Here is a 14457-nt window from a genome sequence, read left to right as displayed (position 1 = left end):
CACCTTTGAAAACAAGGGCGTTCTACTGTGCATGGGGTTGTTTTCGAACTTTTTTAATCCAGCAGCCGGCGCGCGGCCTCCACCAGCACGCCATCCGGCCGACGCAGCGCCTCGAGAATGGTGAAATGGTCGGCGCCCTCGATCGGAATGAGCTGGCCCGGCGCTCCGGCCGCCGCGCGCTTGTCGTGGAGATTGATGGAATCGCACACGAGCGCCGGCAGCTCGTTGCTGCCATAGGCGATGTCGAGCCGCTTCGGTGTGACGGGCAGGCGCAACGGCGACAGCGCGGCGATTTCCTCATCCGTCAGCTTCAGCGCGTTGTTGAGGCCGGTATCGCGGATTGGTGCAAGCTCGTACACGCCTGAGATCGCCAGTCCCGCATGGACACTCGGATGGTTCAGCGCCATCGCGGCGAGATGGGCTCCGGCGGACCAACCCGACAAGACGACCGGTCCGGTAACGCCATAGGACGCGCCGTTTGCGGCAAGCCAGTCGAGCGCGCGCGGGACTTCGGCGACGATGTCGGTGAGGGATACCTCCGGCGCCAGCGAATAGCCGGGAATGGCAACCGACCAGCCATGGGCGGCGATGCCTTCGACGAGCATGGCGAACAATTCGCGCGAATTGCGCTGCCAATAGCCACCATGCAGGAACACCAGGCAGGGCGACTCAGGCTTGGCGGCCGGGTAGAGATCGATCTTGTTGTTCGCCCGCTGACCGTAAGCCAGATCGAGATGGGATTTCAGCGTGCCTCGCAGCCGGCTGGAGGCTTCGTTCCGTTCGGCAATCAGGGCCGTGCTGTTCTTGACGGCCGCGTTGTTGTCATAGGCGGCGTCGCGTTCTGCCTGGGATAGCACGGACCATGCGGAACGGGGATCGACCGGTCGACCTGTCGAATGAGCATCCTCAATCATAATCACTCCGATGCGGCGCTGGATGGCACCCTTGTCCAATTTGGGCCGGCTATTCACCGGCGATTGATTCGCGAGACTATCGGTTTTCCGTGGCGCTGCAGATCGCCCGCGTGGTCTAAGCCGCGAAGAACGGATTTGCGGGCCGTGCGAGGCCGAGATGATCGCGCAATGTCGTGCCTTCATAGTCCGCACGGAACAGCCCGCGCTCCTGGAGGATCGGCACGACGAGCTGGACGAAGTCCTCGAGCCCCTCATGGAAGTAAGGCGGCATGACGTTGAAGCCGTCGGCGGCATGCTCCTCGAACCAGAGCTGGAGTGTGTCGGCGATGCGCTCGGCCGAGCCGCACAGCACCCAATGGCCGCGGGCGGCGGCGGTGAGATTGTAGAGATCGCGCAGCGTCATGTTCTCGCGGCGGCCCTTGGCGAGCATGACGCTGGCGAAGCTGTGATAGCTGTCTGATGGCGCGATGTCGGGGATCGGCCCGTCGAGATCGTAGGCCGACATGTCGCGCCCGAAGCGGTCCGACAGGATGGCGAGCGCGTTGCTGCCGCTGACGAAGCTCTGGAGCGTGTTGAGCTTCTCGAATGCCTCCTTGTCGGTGCGGCCGACCACCGGCATCACGCCTGGCAGCACCGTGACGTCCTCGGGCCTGCGTCCGAACGCCGGCAGGCGCGTCTTCAGCGAGGCGTAGCCGGCCTTGGCTTCCTCGATATCCTGCACCACCGAGAACACGATGTCGGCGGTGCGCGCGGCGAGTGCCTGGCCGGCTTCGGAGCCGCCGGCCTGGAGCACGACGGGCTGGCCCTGCGGGCTGCGGCCGATGTTGAGCGGGCCCTTCACCTTGAAGAATGCGCCGTCATGGTCGATCGGGCGCAGTTTTGCCGGATCGATGTAGAGCCCACTGGCGCGGTCAGCGACGATGGCCTCATCCGCCCAACCGTCCCAGAGGCCCTTGACGACGTCGAGGAATTCGCCCGCCATCTCGTAGCGGCGGGCGTGGTCGGGATGCGTCGTGCCGAAATTCGCCGCCGTGGCCGGATTGGCCGTCGTCACGGCGTTCCACGCGGCGCGGCCCTTTGAGATGTGATCCAGTGACGCGAACACGCGCGCGACCGAAAACGGATCGCTGTAGGTGGTTGAGACGGTGGCGCCGAGGCCAATATGGCTGGTCGAGGTCGAAAGCGCCGCCAGCATCGTCAGCGGTTCGAGCCGCAGCGTGTAGGAGGGATGGGCTGCCGCATCGGCATAGAGATTGTCGCCCATGAAGATCAGGTCGAACTTGCCGCGCTCGGCGGTGCGGCCGATCTCCTGGATCGCCGCAAAGTCCTGAAAACTGTCGACCGCGCCGGGATAGCGCCAGCCTGCGACGTGGCTGCCGGTGCCGAGGATGAACAATCCGAGATGCATCTGTCGTTTCATGGCGTCATCTCCAGAACAGGATTTTTCGCTCGAGGAAGCCGACCAGGCCGAAGAAGGCGAGGCTCGCGGCGGAGGCCACGAAGATCGCCGACCAGACCTGGACGAAATCGATCTGGAGCACGGCCTGGTAGATCACCCAGCCGAGCCCGCCATGCGCGCCGAGCATTTCGGTGACGATCGCCACGATTACGCTGCGCACGGTGGAGACGCGCATGCCGGCGAGCAGCAGCGGCAGCGCGGTCGGCAGGCGCAGGCGCCAGAGCATGCTGAGGCGGCTCGCGCCAAAACTCTTCATGAGGTCGACGGCGCGGCGGTCGACCCGGTCGAGCCCGGCCAGCATCGACAGCAGGATGGTGAAGCTCACCGCCATCGCCACCATCACGATCTTCGAGCTGACGCCGATGCCGAACCAGAGCAGGATCAGCGGCGAATAGCCGACTACGGGCACCGAATTGATCGCGGTTGCGAGCGGCAGGATCGCGCTGCGAAGCGCCGGCACCAGTACAATGGCGACGGCGAGGCCGATGCCGATCAGGCAACCGAGCCCGTAGCCGACCAGCGCTTCGAGCAGCGTGTAGCCGGCGGCATCGGCCAGTGTTGCGCGTTTGGACCAGAGACCCAGCAAGATGTCGCTGACCGCTGGGAGTACATAGGCCGGCAGATGCAGTCCGCGCGCCACGCCTTCCCAGCACGCGATCAGGAGGACGGCGCCCAGAATGCCGCGCTGGACGGCGAGCGAGGGAGAGGCGAGCGCCCGGCTCATTGCTCGGCGCTCCAGAACACCAGCCGCCGCTCGACAGCGGCGACTACCGCATAGAAGCCGGTGCCGAGCAGGGCCGCGGCGAGCAGGGCACCCCAGATCGCGACGACATTCTCGGTGAACATGGCCTGGAGCAGCAGCACGCCGAGGCCGGTGGTGTCGCCGAACCATTCGCCGACGATGGCGCCGACGAGGCTCAATGAGGCTGCGAGCCGCAGCGCCACGAAGATCTGCGGCAACGCGGTCGGCAGTTGCAAACGGAGCAGAAGCTGGCGGTTGGAGGCGCCAAAACTGCGCATCAATGCGACCTGCTTGGGATCGACGGTCTCCAGGCCCAGCAGCGTGTTCACTGTGACCGGAAAGAAGGTCAGGTAGAACGCGATGATCGCCTTGGCGAGCAGGGTATTGCCGAACCACAGCACCACCAGCGCGCCGAAGGCGATGACCGGAATGGTCTGCGACACCACGAAGATCGGGAAGATCATCTCGCGCAGTGCGCAGACGCGGAAGAACAGGATGCCCATGAGCACGCCGAACGCGCCGCCGGACGCAAAGCCGATCAGCGTCTCCGCAAGCGTGCGCAGGAAGCCGTCGAGATAGGCGCGCGGCGTCGCCGCCATCGCCAGCTGGATCGTGCTGAGGCGTGGCAGATAGTACGGCCGGATGCCGAACAGCAGCACCGCGCCTTCCCAGATCGCCGCCGCAACGGCAAGGCCGAGCAGCAGCCGGATCAGCTTGCGCAGCGAATCCGGCATCGTGATCGACCGAGCAGCCGCGCGGCCGTCACCAAGCGATGTCGCCGCAGGGCTGCTCACGGCAGCCGGTCCGCCACGGGGACGCTCTGGATGAAGCTGGGATCGTAGGCGGCGGCGAGATCGAGCGGCTTGGAGATCACGCCGTACTTCAGGAAGAAGTCGTGGGCGGTCTTGACTGCGTCAGTATCGATCCAGAACATGCCGTTCTTCGTCGCTGCGCCTGATGTCATCAGGCGCTTCACTTCGGTGAGCATGAACTCCTGCTGCGCGCGGTCGAGCGTCGGGGCTGCAGCCATCACGGTGTCAACGGCGCCCTTGGGATCGGAAAAGGCGTCTTTCCAGCCCTTGAGCGAGGCGCGTAGGAATGCCTTGACCAGCTCCGGCTTCTCCTTGGCGGTGGCTTCCGCCACGATCAGCGTGTCGCGCGGGAAGGTGATGCCGTAATCTTCGGCGACGAAGGTCTTCAGACTGTCCTTCGGCATGCGGGACTGGATGGTGTAGAACTCGTTGTAATAGGTCGCCGTGACGACATCGACGCTGCCGTCGACGAACGGCGTTACCGAAACCTGCTGCGGCTGGATCTTCAATTCGTCCGGCTTGATGCCTTCCTTGGCCAGCATGCCAGTCAGCACATGGTTGGCGCCGGTGAACCAGGTGGTGACGGTCTTGCCCTTGAAGTCCTGGATCGTCTTCACCGGCCCGTCCTTGCGGGTGACGAAGATGAAGGGTGTGATCTGGTGCGACACGCCGATGCAGACGATCGGCAGTCCCTTGTCGCGGGCCGCAAATACGCTGTCGGTGCCGCCGGACAGGCCGAACGTGTCGGCGCCGGTCGCGACCAGGTTCTCGGTGAGCAGATTGGGCCCGCCGGGATTGATGGTGAGGTCGATGCCCTCGGCCTTGTAGTAGCCCTTGGCCGCCGCGACGTAGAAGCCGGCGAACTGGGCCTGCGGCAGCCATTTCAGACGCAGGCTCGCCTTCTGCAATTCGGCGGCGGGCGCAGCCGTGACAAGCGAGCCGGTCGCCAGTGCGATGGCGGAGAGGACGGAGAAGGCGTGGCGTCGGCTCAACATGGTCATACTCCAGGCGGTGAAAATCAATTGCGGTAGGACGAATCGGTGCGATCGAGCTGGCGCATCAGCGCGGGCCATTCGCGTTCGCCGGGCACGAGGATGTCGCCCTGCAATTCCCAGAACTGGCGCGCGGCCTTCTCGCAGACCTGGTGCGGCGGCATCACGAGCTTGGCGCCGGCTGCGGCCGCCGCTTGCATCTGAAGCTGGATTCGCGCGGCGCGCTCGAAATAATAGAGCAGCATGAATGCTTCGCCCGGCGTCCGGCCGACGGTGAGGATGCCGTGGTTACGCATCAGCATCACTTTGTGTGGGCCGAGGTCGCGTACGAGGCGTGTCTGCTCGTCGAGGTCGATAGCGACGCCTTCGTAGTCGTGGAAGGCTTGGCGATCGTAGAAGCGCATCGCGAACTGGCTGAGCGGCAGCAGGCCCTTTTCTTGCCCGGAGACCGCAACGCTCGCGTCGGAATGGGTGTGCAGCACGCAGGCCGCATCATGGTTCGAGGTGTGGATCGCGGCATGGATCACGAAGGCCGCGACGTTGACCGCATGAGGGGTGTCGTCGAGCTTGTTGCCCTTGGTGTCGATCTTCACGAGGGTCGACGCGGTGATCTCGTCGAACAGCAGCCCGTAGGGATTGATCAGGAACTGATCCTCGTGGCCGGGCACGCGCAAGGAGATGTGATTGTAGATCAGGTCGTCCATGCCGAGCTTGGCGACCATGCGATAGCAGGCCGCGAGCTTGACGCGGGCATCCCATTCGGCCGGTTCGATGCCGCGCGGCGCGGGCTCTCTGGCTGACATCGCGTTCACTGCGGCTTCTCCTGCGCGATGGAGGACTGGAACGATTTGATGCTTTCCTCCTCGATCGCATCGAGCAGGGTGCGCTTGAGGCGGACGAATTCGGGAGAGGTGACGACCTCGGGGCGGCGCGGGCGGGGGAGGTCGACGACCTGTTCGAGCTTCACCGAGCCCGGACGCGCGGTCATGACCAGCACGCGGTCGCCGAGGAAGATCGCCTCGTCGACGTCGTGGGTGATGAAGAGAATGGTGCGGCGGTATTTCTGCCAGACATCGAGCAGCCAGCGCTGCATCATCGCCCGCGTCAGCGCGTCGAGCGCGCCGAACGGCTCGTCGAGCAGCATCAGGTCGCGCTCGAACAGGAAGGTGCGCATCAGGGCGACGCGCTGGCGCATGCCGCCGGACAATTGATTGGGATATTGCTTCTCGAAGCCGGCGAGCCCGAACTCGGGCAGCATCTTCAGCGCCTTGGCGCGCGCCTGATCGCGCGGCATGCCTTCGACCTCGAGCGCGAGGATGGCGTTGTCGACCACGTTGCGCCACGGAAACAGCAAGTCGCGCTGCGGCATGAAGGAGATGCGGCCGAGCAGGTCGGCGGCGTGGCAGCTCTTGCCCTCGAAGCGCAGGATGCCGCCGGCATCGGGCTCCTCGAGGCCGGCGACGATGTTGAAGAGGGTGCTCTTGCCGCAGCCGCTGGGGCCGACGACGGTGACGAACTCGCCGGGGGCGACGCTCGCCTGAAGTCCGGACAGCGCCGCAACGGAGCCGAAGGTCTTGTTGATCGCGCGCAACTCGAGCAGCGGCTCAGGCTTTGCCTGAGCCTGCGGGGCTTCGATGGTCGGTCCGGGATCGGGGAGGCGAGCGGCCTGCACCAGTAGGTCCTTGTATAATGGCGGCGGTCATTCGCATACGGAAGCGGACCGCGTTAAAATTTCTTAGCAACTCGTGTGCCAGTGCGATTTCTGGGCAAATCAGGCATAAGACTTGCGAGATCGACGGCGAAAACGTCGGAGAGACGTGCGTCTCCCAAGGAGAGCAGGGCATTTCGCTAGGATATGAGTGCCAATATGTATACTTATATTGGTATCTGAGAAACATGATGGCGGATATTGGTGCACATAGCGGAGGCAGGGGCGTGAAAAATGGGCATGAAACCCTGAGCGCCAGTCCCGGCATGACGCTCGCCGAGAGCCTGCGCCAGAAGCTCGAAGGGGCGATCGCGGCCGGCCATCTGGAGCCGGGCAGCCGTCTCGACGAGCAGGAGATCGCGCAGCGCTTCGGCGTCTCGCGCACGCCGGTGCGGGAGGCGTTCCGCCTGATGGCCGCCAACAATCTGGTCGAGCTGCGCGGGCGGCAGGGCGCAACGGTCCGCAGCATCAAGGCGCAGGCGCTGATCGAGATGTTTCAGGTTATGGCGGAGCTCGAAGGGCTCTGCGCGCGGCTTGCCGCCCGGCGCGTCTCGCAAGCCTGGGGCGCGGAAATAGGCGAGATTCACCAGAGGCTTGTCGCAGCAGGCGAAACCGGCGACATCGACGTCTTCTACGACATCAACCAGGAATTCCACGAAGCGATCTATGAGGCTTCGCGCAACAGCTTCCTCGCCGATCAGACCCGCAAGCTGCGCAATCAGGTCGCTGCCTATCGCCGCCGGGTGACGCGGATGCCGAACCGGATCGCCGATACCGTCCGCGAGCACGAGGCGATCATGCAGGCGATCCTGGCCCACGACCCGGAGCGGGCGCACAGCGCCATGCGCGACCACGTCAACCTGCTCGGCGACAACCTACTGGACTTCCTCGCCGCCTTCGAATGACCTTCCGGCCGCTTGGTATGCAAATTGCTAGACCTTGTATATCTAGCTTGCATCCGGAGACTCGGAGTGGACCTGAAGCTGACGAACAAGACCGCGCTCATTACCGGCGCGTCGAAAGGAATTGGACTGGCGGTGGCCGAACTCTTCGCCGCGGAAGGGTGTCACCTGCACCTCGCCGCCCGCAACGGCGAAGCCATGCTCGAGGCCAAGAAGCAGTTCGAAGCCCGCCATGGCGTGAAGATCACCATCCACGCGCTCGACCTGTCGAGCACGGCGGCGATGGATAAACTCGCGGCCGAGGTCGGCGACATCGACATCCTCATCAACAATGCCGGCGACATCCCGGCCGGCTCGCTTGAGATCCTCGATGACGCGGCCTGGCGGCGCGGCTTCGATCTCAAGGTGTTCGGCTACATCACGCTGTCGCGTCTCTATTATCCGCGGATGAAGGGCAAGGACGGCGTCATCATCAACATCATCGGCAATTCCGGCGAGAACTGGGACGCGAGCTACATCGCGGGCTCGACCGGCAACGCCGCGCTGATGTCCTTCACCAAGGCGCTCGGCGGCCGCAGCCTCGACCACGGTGTGCGCGTCGTCGCGGTCAATCCGGGCCCGGTTGCGACCGACCGCATGCTCAAGATCATGAAGCGCAAGGCGATCGACATGCTCGGCGACGAAAGCCGCTGGGAGGAGCTGTTCGACAAATATCCGGGCAAGCGCCCGGCGACGTCGGAGGAGGTCGCCGATCTCGTCGCCTTCCTGTCCTCGCCGCGGTCCGGCTACATCACCGGTACCGTCGTGACGATCGACGGCGGCATCGCCGCGCGCGGCTCGGTGATCTGAGGCGTCGATGTCTGGAGCGCAATCGGCGGCACTGGTCCGCAACCGTTATTTCGACGAGCTCTCGGCGACGCCAGGACTCTACTGGCTCGGCCAGAACACCAACCATATCGAGAGTCATCCCGCCGTGCGCGAGGCGATGCTGCGCTCGATCGAGGCGGGCGAGTTCAACGTCTACGCGCCGCCGCTCGGCTTCGAGGCGCTGCGCGAGGCGATCGTCGCCGATCTCGGCGCGCCTGGCGCGGAAGCGCTGGTGACCGAGGGCGGCGTCAACGCGCTGGCGATGATCTGCCGTGCACGCTGCAAGCCCGGCACCACGCTGGTCACCACCGATCCGACCTGGAAATGGCCGTGCCTGTTCGCGCGCCAGCAGGGCGCCGAGGTGATCGAGATTCCGATCTACGATCCCGCCTGCAATTACCGCCTGACGCCGGAGGCGCTGAAGGCGAATGTCGATGAACGGACCGCGATCATCTATCTCGTCGATCCCAACAATCCGCTCGGCATTCGCTACACCCGCGAGGAGATCGAGAGCTTTGCCGCGATCGCGCGCGATTGTGGTGCGCTGCTGGTGCACGATTGCACCTATCGCGATTTCGCCGACGGCCACACGCCGGCGCTTCATGTCGCCCCAAAAGGCTCGGTGGTCTCGACCAGCTTCTCGAAATGGCTCGGGCTCGCCGGCCTGCGGATCGGGGCGCTCGTCGCAGCGCCAGACCTGTTCGAGGAGCTGGCGCAGACCTCCACGAGCGTGCTCGGCGCGAGCGTCATCGCGCAGCGCGCGGCGCAGGCGGGCTTGTCGGTCAAGGCGGAATGGATGAAGAAGGTCCGCAGCACCGATCGGGCCAACAAGGCGATGATCCAGGAGGCGGCGGCCGCGATCGAGGGCCTCGCGCTGCCGATCATGCCCTCGCACGGCAATTTCCTGGTGCTCGAAACCATCGCGGCGGCCATCCGCCCGGAGGCGCTGGTCGAATGCTATCGCCGCGAGGGCATCATGATCCGCCAGGGCAACTATCACACCCAGCGCTTCGGCGACCGCTTCGTCAAGATCAGCACCTCTGTGCCGCAAGGCTGGGTCGAAAAACTCTGCACGCTGCTGCCGGACATGGTTGCGCAGGCCCGCACGCTCAACGACCTGCCGCCGCAATTCTAGGGACGATGCCGATGACGATGATCACGACGAAGGACGGCGTGAAGCTGCATGTGGAAGAGGCAGGCGAGGGCACGCCGATCCTGTTCATCCATGAATTCGGCGGCAATCACGACAGCTGGGAGCCGCAGTTGCGCTATTTCAGCCGGCGCCACCGCTGCATCAGCTACGCCGCGCGCGGCTATCCGCCGTCGGACGTGCCCGACAGCGTGGAGGCCTATTCGCAGGCGATTGCAGCTGACGATGCGGTCGCCGTTCTCGACGCGCTCGGAATCGACAAGGCGCATATCCTCGGCCTCTCCATGGGCGGCTTCTGCACGGTGCATTTCGGCCTGCGCACGCCGGAGCGCGCCCTGTCGCTCACGGTGGCGGGGGCCGGCTATGGCTGCGAGAAGGAGTTCGAGGAGTATTTTCGCGGCGTCTCGCTCGAAGTCGCCGACAATTTCGAGAAGCAGGGTGCGAAGGAATTCTCGAAGGTCTACGCGCTCGGTGCGAGCCGGGTGCAGTTCCAGAACAAAGATCCGCGCGGCTGGCAGGAATTCGCCGATCGCCTCGCCACGCACTCCGATCGCGGCGCCGCCAACACCATGCGCGGCGTCCAGGCGCGGCGGCCATCGTTCTATGACCTCGAAGATGGCTTGAAAAAGATGATGGTGCCGACGCTGGTTATCGTCGGCGATGAGGACGACCACTGTCTCCAGCCCGGCATCTTCCTGAAGAAGACCATTCCGGCCTGCGGCCTCTCGGTCTTCCCCAAGACCGGCCACACGCTCAATCTCGAAGAGCCGGCGGCATTCAATGCGCTGCTCGCCGAGTTCATCGCCCAGGTCGAGGCTGGGCGCTGGCTGCCGCGCGATCCGCGCGCGCTGCCGAACCAGATCATGCGCACGAAGTAGTCGATGACGAGCGAGCCTCTGATCAACACCGACCGGCTCTGGACCCGCCTGATGTCGCTCGCCGAGATCGGCGCGACGCCGGCTGGCGGTGTCAACCGTCAGGCATTGAGCGACGGTGAGATCGCTGCCTGGCGTCGCGTCATCGGCTGGGCGCGCGAAGGGGGATTGACGCCGTCGACGGATGCTGCGGGGAACCTGTTCCTGACGCTGGCCGGCAGCGATCGCGCCGCGCCGCCACTGCTGCTCGGCAGTCATCTCGACAGCCAGCCGACCGGCGGTAAATTCGACGGCGCCGCCGGCGTGATGGCGGCGCTCGAAGCTGCGGTCTCGCTGGCCGAGCAAGGCGAGAAGCCTGCGCGCGACCTCATCGTCGTCGCCTGGATGAACGAGGAAGGCTCGCGCTTCGCCCCGGGCATGATGGGCTCGGAGGCCTTTACCGGCGAGCGTGGCATGGATGCGATCCGCGCCGCGCGCGATGCGGATGGCATCAGCGTCGGCGAGGCGCTCGACCGCCTCCACCAGGCTTTCCCCGATATGCCGCACAGGCCCCTCGGCTTTGCCGCCGGGGCCTATCTCGAATTGCACATCGAGCAGGGACCGGTGCTGGAGGCGGCAGACTGCATGATCGGTGTCGTCACCGGCATCCAGGGCAAGAAGACCTTTCAGGTGGTCGTCGAGGGTGCCGAGGGCCATGCCGGCACGCTGGCGCAGCAGGAGCGGCGCGATGCGCTCGCGGCCTTTGCGGAGGTCGCGAGCGCACTTCATGCCGAGATCGGCGCCATCGATGCCGACATCAAGTTCACCATTGGCCGGGTCGCCGTCGTGCCGAACGCGCCGTCCGTGGTGCCGTCGCGCGTCAGCTTCAGCATCGATCTGCGCCATCCTGACAATGCCGTGCTCGACGCGGCGGGTGCGCGCATCAAAACTCTTTGCCAGGAGAAGGCCCCGCCGTGCTCGGTTACGGTGACGCCGCTCGTGGATGCGCCGTCGAACGTCTTCGATCCGCGCCTGCGTGCGAGCATCGCGGAGGCCGCGCGTGAGCAGCGGTATTCCGCCATGGCGATCCTCTCTGCCGCCGGTCACGATGCCCGTCATCTGGCCAAGGTCTGCCCGGCTGCGATGATCTTCATCCCGTGCCGCGACGGCGCGAGCCATGTCGAGCATGAATGGGCTGAACCCGATCATGTCGCGGCCGGCACCGCCGTGCTGGCACAGGTGCTGCGCGAACTCGCCTTCGCGCCTGCCATCGAGGCGTGAGGACACCGATGCAAGATGTGGCTCCTCGGGACTACCGCGACGCGATGGCCTGTCTCGGCGCGGCCGTCACTATCGTCGCCACCGACGGGGCTGCGGGCCGCGCCGGATTCACCGCATCTGCAATCTGCAGCGTCACTGACGATCCGCCGACGCTTCTGGTCTGCATGAACCGCGGCTCCTCCGCCTATGGCAGCGTGACCCGCAATAAGGTGGTATGCGTCAACGTGCTCTCGGCGCGTCACGAGCGACTATCCCGCCTGTTCGGCGGCAAGGTGCCCGCTGAGGAACGCTTTGCCGCTGCGGCGTGGTCGACACTCGCAACCGGCGCGCCCGTGCTGGCCGACTGTGCCGCGGCGTTCGACTGCCGGATTGCGGACGTCGTCAATGTTGGCACGCATGATGTGCTGTTCTGCCGGGTCGTCGCGCTGCAAAGATCTGGCTGCGCCGACAATCTGATCTATTTCGGCCGCGCCTACCACACGATCGGGGTGATCATTCCGGCTGAGGCTGGACCCGAATCCGCTCTTGACCGATCCTGATGGGGCCGGCGGCTATCGCCAGCCGTTCCTGAGGGCCACGGGCGCGATCGCCCAGAATCTAAGCAAAATCCATGCTAGCGCACGCTGCGCCAATGTTATCGGTCTGTGGGACAAGGGCACAGCGACTTTCTCGGCTTGCGGCAGGTCGAGCGTGATCGGATCAGCTCAACAGCACTGCACAGATTTGCTGCATGGCGATATGAATTACAGCAGCCTGCGCTGCAATAACGCGCTTGACTTCAGTTTCGATCTCAACGACCGTATCGTCCAAGCGTTGGGCAGCTCAGCCCGTCAACGCGACGAGTTCAAATCATTTCCAACACCACGCGCATCTCGCGTGTTCGGTTGGCGGCGAGGGCGCCCTCGGCTTAACGGCCGGCGGGCGCTTTTTTGTTTTGGATCGAGTGATGGCGCGGATGCGATATCGTATCGGTGTGATGTTCTCGACGACGGGATCGTACAGCGTCGTCGCGCGTTCGATGCTCAACGGAGCGCTGCTCGCGTTCAATGAGATGAACGCCGGCTCCGACACGATCGCGCTGGAGCCGGTCGTGGTCGATCCAACCGGCGATCTCGCCCGATACCGCTCGCTAAGCCGGGATCTGCTCAAGTCCGGGATCCGTCACATCGTCGGCTGCTACACCTCCTCAAGCCGCAAGGAAGTTATTCCCTGCTTCGAGAAGTTCGACGGCATGCTCTGGTATCCCTCGCACTACGAGGGTTTCGAGAGCTCCGACAACGTCGTCTATACGGGAGCCGCGCCAAATCAGCACGTCCTTCCGCTGGTCGACTATCTCGCTACGCGCGTCGGCAAGCGCGCCTTCTGCGTCGGCTCCAATTACATCTGGGCGTGGGAAAACAATCGCATCTTCCGCGAGGCGCTCGCCGCGCGTGGCGGCACCGTGCTGGCTGAGCGCTATCTCTCGGTCGGCGATACCGAGGTCGACCAGGTGATCGCGGCAATCATCGACCAGCGGCCCGACTTCGTCTTCAATAACCTTATCGGCACCAGCGCCTATGCCTTCTTCCGAGCGTTCCGCGCCGCCTGCCGCGCTCGTGGCATCGATCAGGCCGCGGAAATCCCGGTTGCCAGCTGCACGCTTTCGGAGCCGGAGCTGCCAGAGATCGGCCCTGATGCGGTCGATGGACATCTATCGTCGAGCGTCTATTTCTCGTCGCTGAACTCCCCTGAAAATGCCGCCTTCATCGCAGCTTATACCCGATCATTTCCGGAGGGGCCGGTGTCGTCGGCAGATGCCGAGGCCTCCTACGTTGCCGTCAAGCTGCTCGCATCGGCCTTATCGCAGGCCGGGACCGACGACGCTCGCACGGTGCGGGCCGCGGTCGCCGACCAGCGGCTGCGCGCACCGCAAGGAGAGGTCCGTATCGACCGGCAGACCTTTCACGCCTGGCTCACGCCGCGGATCGGCCGCTCGGTGGCCGACGGGCAGTTCGAAGTGCTGCTGGAATCGCGCGAGCCGATCGCGCCCGATCCCTATCTGGTCCAGTCGTCGCCGCGCTTTGCCAGCGCGATGCGCTCTCCGCTGTTGAAGGTGGTGCAATCATGAGCTCCCGACTGTTACAGAACTTCAAGGGCGGACGTGCCATCGTAGTCACCCGGCGAGGGGGGTGGGAGAGCACGCTCGAAACCACGCTGGCCAAGCTCGGCGTCTCTACTGAATATCCGGAGATCATCGACGGCCGCGCCCAGATCGAGGTCATTGGCCTCCAGGCCGATCGCGACATCCTGTTCGTCGACGGCGATCTTGAAGGCGCGGTCTCAATCGAGGTCAGCCCGGCCTCGCTGTTGCCGCCGGTGCCGGTGATCGGTCTCGTCGGCGTCGAGGCTCCGAGCCGGCTGAAGGCGCTGGTCAATCTCGGCGCCACCTCGTTCCTGCGCAAGCCGGTGCATGGCGGTGCGGTCTATACGTCCCTGTTCATGGGCATCAACCAGTTCCTGCTGCGCTCCGAGATGTATGAGCGCCTGCAGGTCCTCGAGGAGCGCCGTCGCGGCCGGCGCGCGGTGATCCGGGCGGTCGTTCTGCTGATGCAGCAGGATGGCCTCGACGAGGAGGGTGCCTATTCCCAGCTCCGTCGCGACAGCATGCGCGCGCGGCAGAACATGGAACTCTATTGCGAGGAGTTTCTGAGCAAGCGGGCGAAGCCGCCCGATACGTCCAGCCGCACGACCGGCATCACGCTGCAAGGCGGCAAGAAACAGGCCATCTAGGAGAAGC

At 64.9% G+C, this 14457-nt stretch carries 15 protein-coding genes; 8 read left to right on the top strand and 7 right to left on the bottom strand.

Annotated elements, in window-relative coordinates; genetic code table 11:
- Window positions 1-53: 53 nt before the first annotated feature.
- The 7 genes from XH85_RS29090 to XH85_RS29060 all read right to left on the bottom strand — a co-directional run bounded on the left by XH85_RS29090 (window position 54) and on the right by XH85_RS29060 (window position 6591).
- Window positions 54-914, bottom strand: coding sequence for an alpha/beta hydrolase (locus XH85_RS29090; protein WP_128934566.1), 861 nt, complete (start codon window positions 912-914; stop codon window positions 54-56).
- 115 nt (window positions 915-1029) lie between these two features.
- The gene (locus tag XH85_RS29085) at window positions 1030-2334 is read right to left on the bottom strand and encodes an LLM class flavin-dependent oxidoreductase (protein ID WP_128934565.1); all 1305 of its coding nucleotides are present in this window, start codon (window positions 2332-2334) and stop codon (window positions 1030-1032) included.
- 4 nt (window positions 2335-2338) lie between these two features.
- Window positions 2339-3097: an ABC transporter permease gene (locus tag XH85_RS29080; RefSeq protein ID WP_128934564.1), complete on the bottom strand. Its 759-nt coding sequence runs from the start codon at window positions 3095-3097 to the stop codon at window positions 2339-2341.
- On the bottom strand, window positions 3094-3909 hold the full coding sequence (locus XH85_RS29075) for an ABC transporter permease (RefSeq protein WP_128934563.1): 816 nt from the start codon (window positions 3907-3909) through the stop codon (window positions 3094-3096). Before XH85_RS29075 ends, XH85_RS29080 begins: the two co-directional genes overlap by 4 nt.
- Window positions 3906-4922: an ABC transporter substrate-binding protein gene (locus XH85_RS29070; RefSeq protein ID WP_128934562.1), complete on the bottom strand. Its 1017-nt coding sequence runs from the start codon at window positions 4920-4922 to the stop codon at window positions 3906-3908. The genes XH85_RS29075 and XH85_RS29070 overlap by 4 nt, the downstream gene beginning before the upstream one ends.
- A 23-nt stretch (window positions 4923-4945) precedes the next feature.
- Window positions 4946-5731: a class II aldolase/adducin family protein gene (locus tag XH85_RS29065; RefSeq protein WP_128934561.1), complete on the bottom strand. Its 786-nt coding sequence runs from the start codon at window positions 5729-5731 to the stop codon at window positions 4946-4948.
- Window positions 5728-6591 carry an ABC transporter ATP-binding protein gene (locus tag XH85_RS29060; protein WP_128934560.1) on the bottom strand — a complete coding sequence of 288 codons (864 nt, stop codon included), beginning with the start codon at window positions 6589-6591 and terminating at the stop codon, window positions 5728-5730. Before XH85_RS29060 ends, XH85_RS29065 begins: the two co-directional genes overlap by 4 nt.
- Before the next feature lie 263 nt (window positions 6592-6854).
- Here XH85_RS29060 and XH85_RS29055 point away from each other — a divergent pair, with 263 nt between their 5' ends.
- The 8 genes from XH85_RS29055 to XH85_RS29020 all read left to right on the top strand — a co-directional run bounded on the left by XH85_RS29055 (window position 6855) and on the right by XH85_RS29020 (window position 14450).
- Window positions 6855-7532 (top strand): GntR family transcriptional regulator, encoded by a 678-nt coding sequence (locus tag XH85_RS29055; protein WP_245473212.1) that lies wholly within the window; start codon window positions 6855-6857, stop codon window positions 7530-7532.
- Between the two features lie 66 nt (window positions 7533-7598).
- Window positions 7599-8378, top strand: coding sequence for an SDR family oxidoreductase (locus XH85_RS29050; protein ID WP_128934558.1), 780 nt, complete (start codon window positions 7599-7601; stop codon window positions 8376-8378).
- 7 nt (window positions 8379-8385) lie between these two features.
- Window positions 8386-9531 carry a pyridoxal phosphate-dependent aminotransferase gene (locus XH85_RS29045; RefSeq protein WP_128934557.1) on the top strand — a complete coding sequence of 382 codons (1146 nt, stop codon included), beginning with the start codon at window positions 8386-8388 and terminating at the stop codon, window positions 9529-9531.
- Window positions 9532-9542: 11 nt separating this feature from the next.
- Complete coding sequence (locus tag XH85_RS29040; RefSeq protein WP_164939945.1) at window positions 9543-10424, top strand: alpha/beta fold hydrolase; 882 nt, start codon at window positions 9543-9545, stop codon at window positions 10422-10424.
- Window positions 10425-10427: 3 nt separating this feature from the next.
- Window positions 10428-11681, top strand: coding sequence for a Zn-dependent hydrolase (locus XH85_RS29035; protein ID WP_128934556.1), 1254 nt, complete (start codon window positions 10428-10430; stop codon window positions 11679-11681).
- A gap of 8 nt (window positions 11682-11689) precedes the next feature.
- The gene (locus XH85_RS29030) at window positions 11690-12220 is read left to right on the top strand and encodes a flavin reductase (protein ID WP_164939946.1); all 531 of its coding nucleotides are present in this window, start codon (window positions 11690-11692) and stop codon (window positions 12218-12220) included.
- Between the two features lie 407 nt (window positions 12221-12627).
- Complete coding sequence (locus XH85_RS29025; protein ID WP_128934554.1) at window positions 12628-13788, top strand: transporter substrate-binding domain-containing protein; 1161 nt, start codon at window positions 12628-12630, stop codon at window positions 13786-13788.
- Window positions 13785-14450 (top strand): ANTAR domain-containing response regulator, encoded by a 666-nt coding sequence (locus tag XH85_RS29020; RefSeq protein WP_128934553.1) that lies wholly within the window; start codon window positions 13785-13787, stop codon window positions 14448-14450. The genes XH85_RS29025 and XH85_RS29020 overlap by 4 nt, the downstream gene beginning before the upstream one ends.
- Window positions 14451-14457 lie beyond the last annotated feature (7 nt).

This window comes from Bradyrhizobium zhanjiangense, assembly GCF_004114935.1.
In the GTDB taxonomy this organism is placed as follows: Bacteria; Pseudomonadota; Alphaproteobacteria; order Rhizobiales; family Xanthobacteraceae; genus Bradyrhizobium; species Bradyrhizobium zhanjiangense.
This window is presented reverse-complemented; position numbering and strand designations above follow the sequence as displayed.

Excerpts from the sequence above, each read along its gene's own strand:
- XH85_RS29090 (WP_128934566.1), bottom strand. The coding sequence starts at position 914 with ATGATTGAGGATGCTCATTCGACAGGTCGACCGGTCGATCCCCGTTCC.
- XH85_RS29085 (WP_128934565.1), bottom strand. The coding sequence starts at position 2,334 with ATGAAACGACAGATGCATCTCGGATTGTTCATCCTCGGCACCGGCAGC.
- XH85_RS29080 (WP_128934564.1), bottom strand. The coding sequence starts at position 3,097 with ATGAGCCGGGCGCTCGCCTCTCCCTCGCTCGCCGTCCAGCGCGGCATT.
- XH85_RS29070 (WP_128934562.1), bottom strand. The coding sequence starts at position 4,922 with ATGTTGAGCCGACGCCACGCCTTCTCCGTCCTCTCCGCCATCGCACTG.
- XH85_RS29045 (WP_128934557.1), top strand. The coding sequence starts at position 8,386 with ATGTCTGGAGCGCAATCGGCGGCACTGGTCCGCAACCGTTATTTCGAC.
- XH85_RS29040 (WP_164939945.1), top strand. The coding sequence starts at position 9,543 with ATGACGATGATCACGACGAAGGACGGCGTGAAGCTGCATGTGGAAGAG.
- XH85_RS29035 (WP_128934556.1), top strand. The coding sequence starts at position 10,428 with ATGACGAGCGAGCCTCTGATCAACACCGACCGGCTCTGGACCCGCCTG.
- XH85_RS29030 (WP_164939946.1), top strand. The coding sequence starts at position 11,690 with ATGCAAGATGTGGCTCCTCGGGACTACCGCGACGCGATGGCCTGTCTC.
- XH85_RS29025 (WP_128934554.1), top strand. The coding sequence starts at position 12,628 with ATGGCGCGGATGCGATATCGTATCGGTGTGATGTTCTCGACGACGGGA.
- XH85_RS29020 (WP_128934553.1), top strand. The coding sequence starts at position 13,785 with ATGAGCTCCCGACTGTTACAGAACTTCAAGGGCGGACGTGCCATCGTA.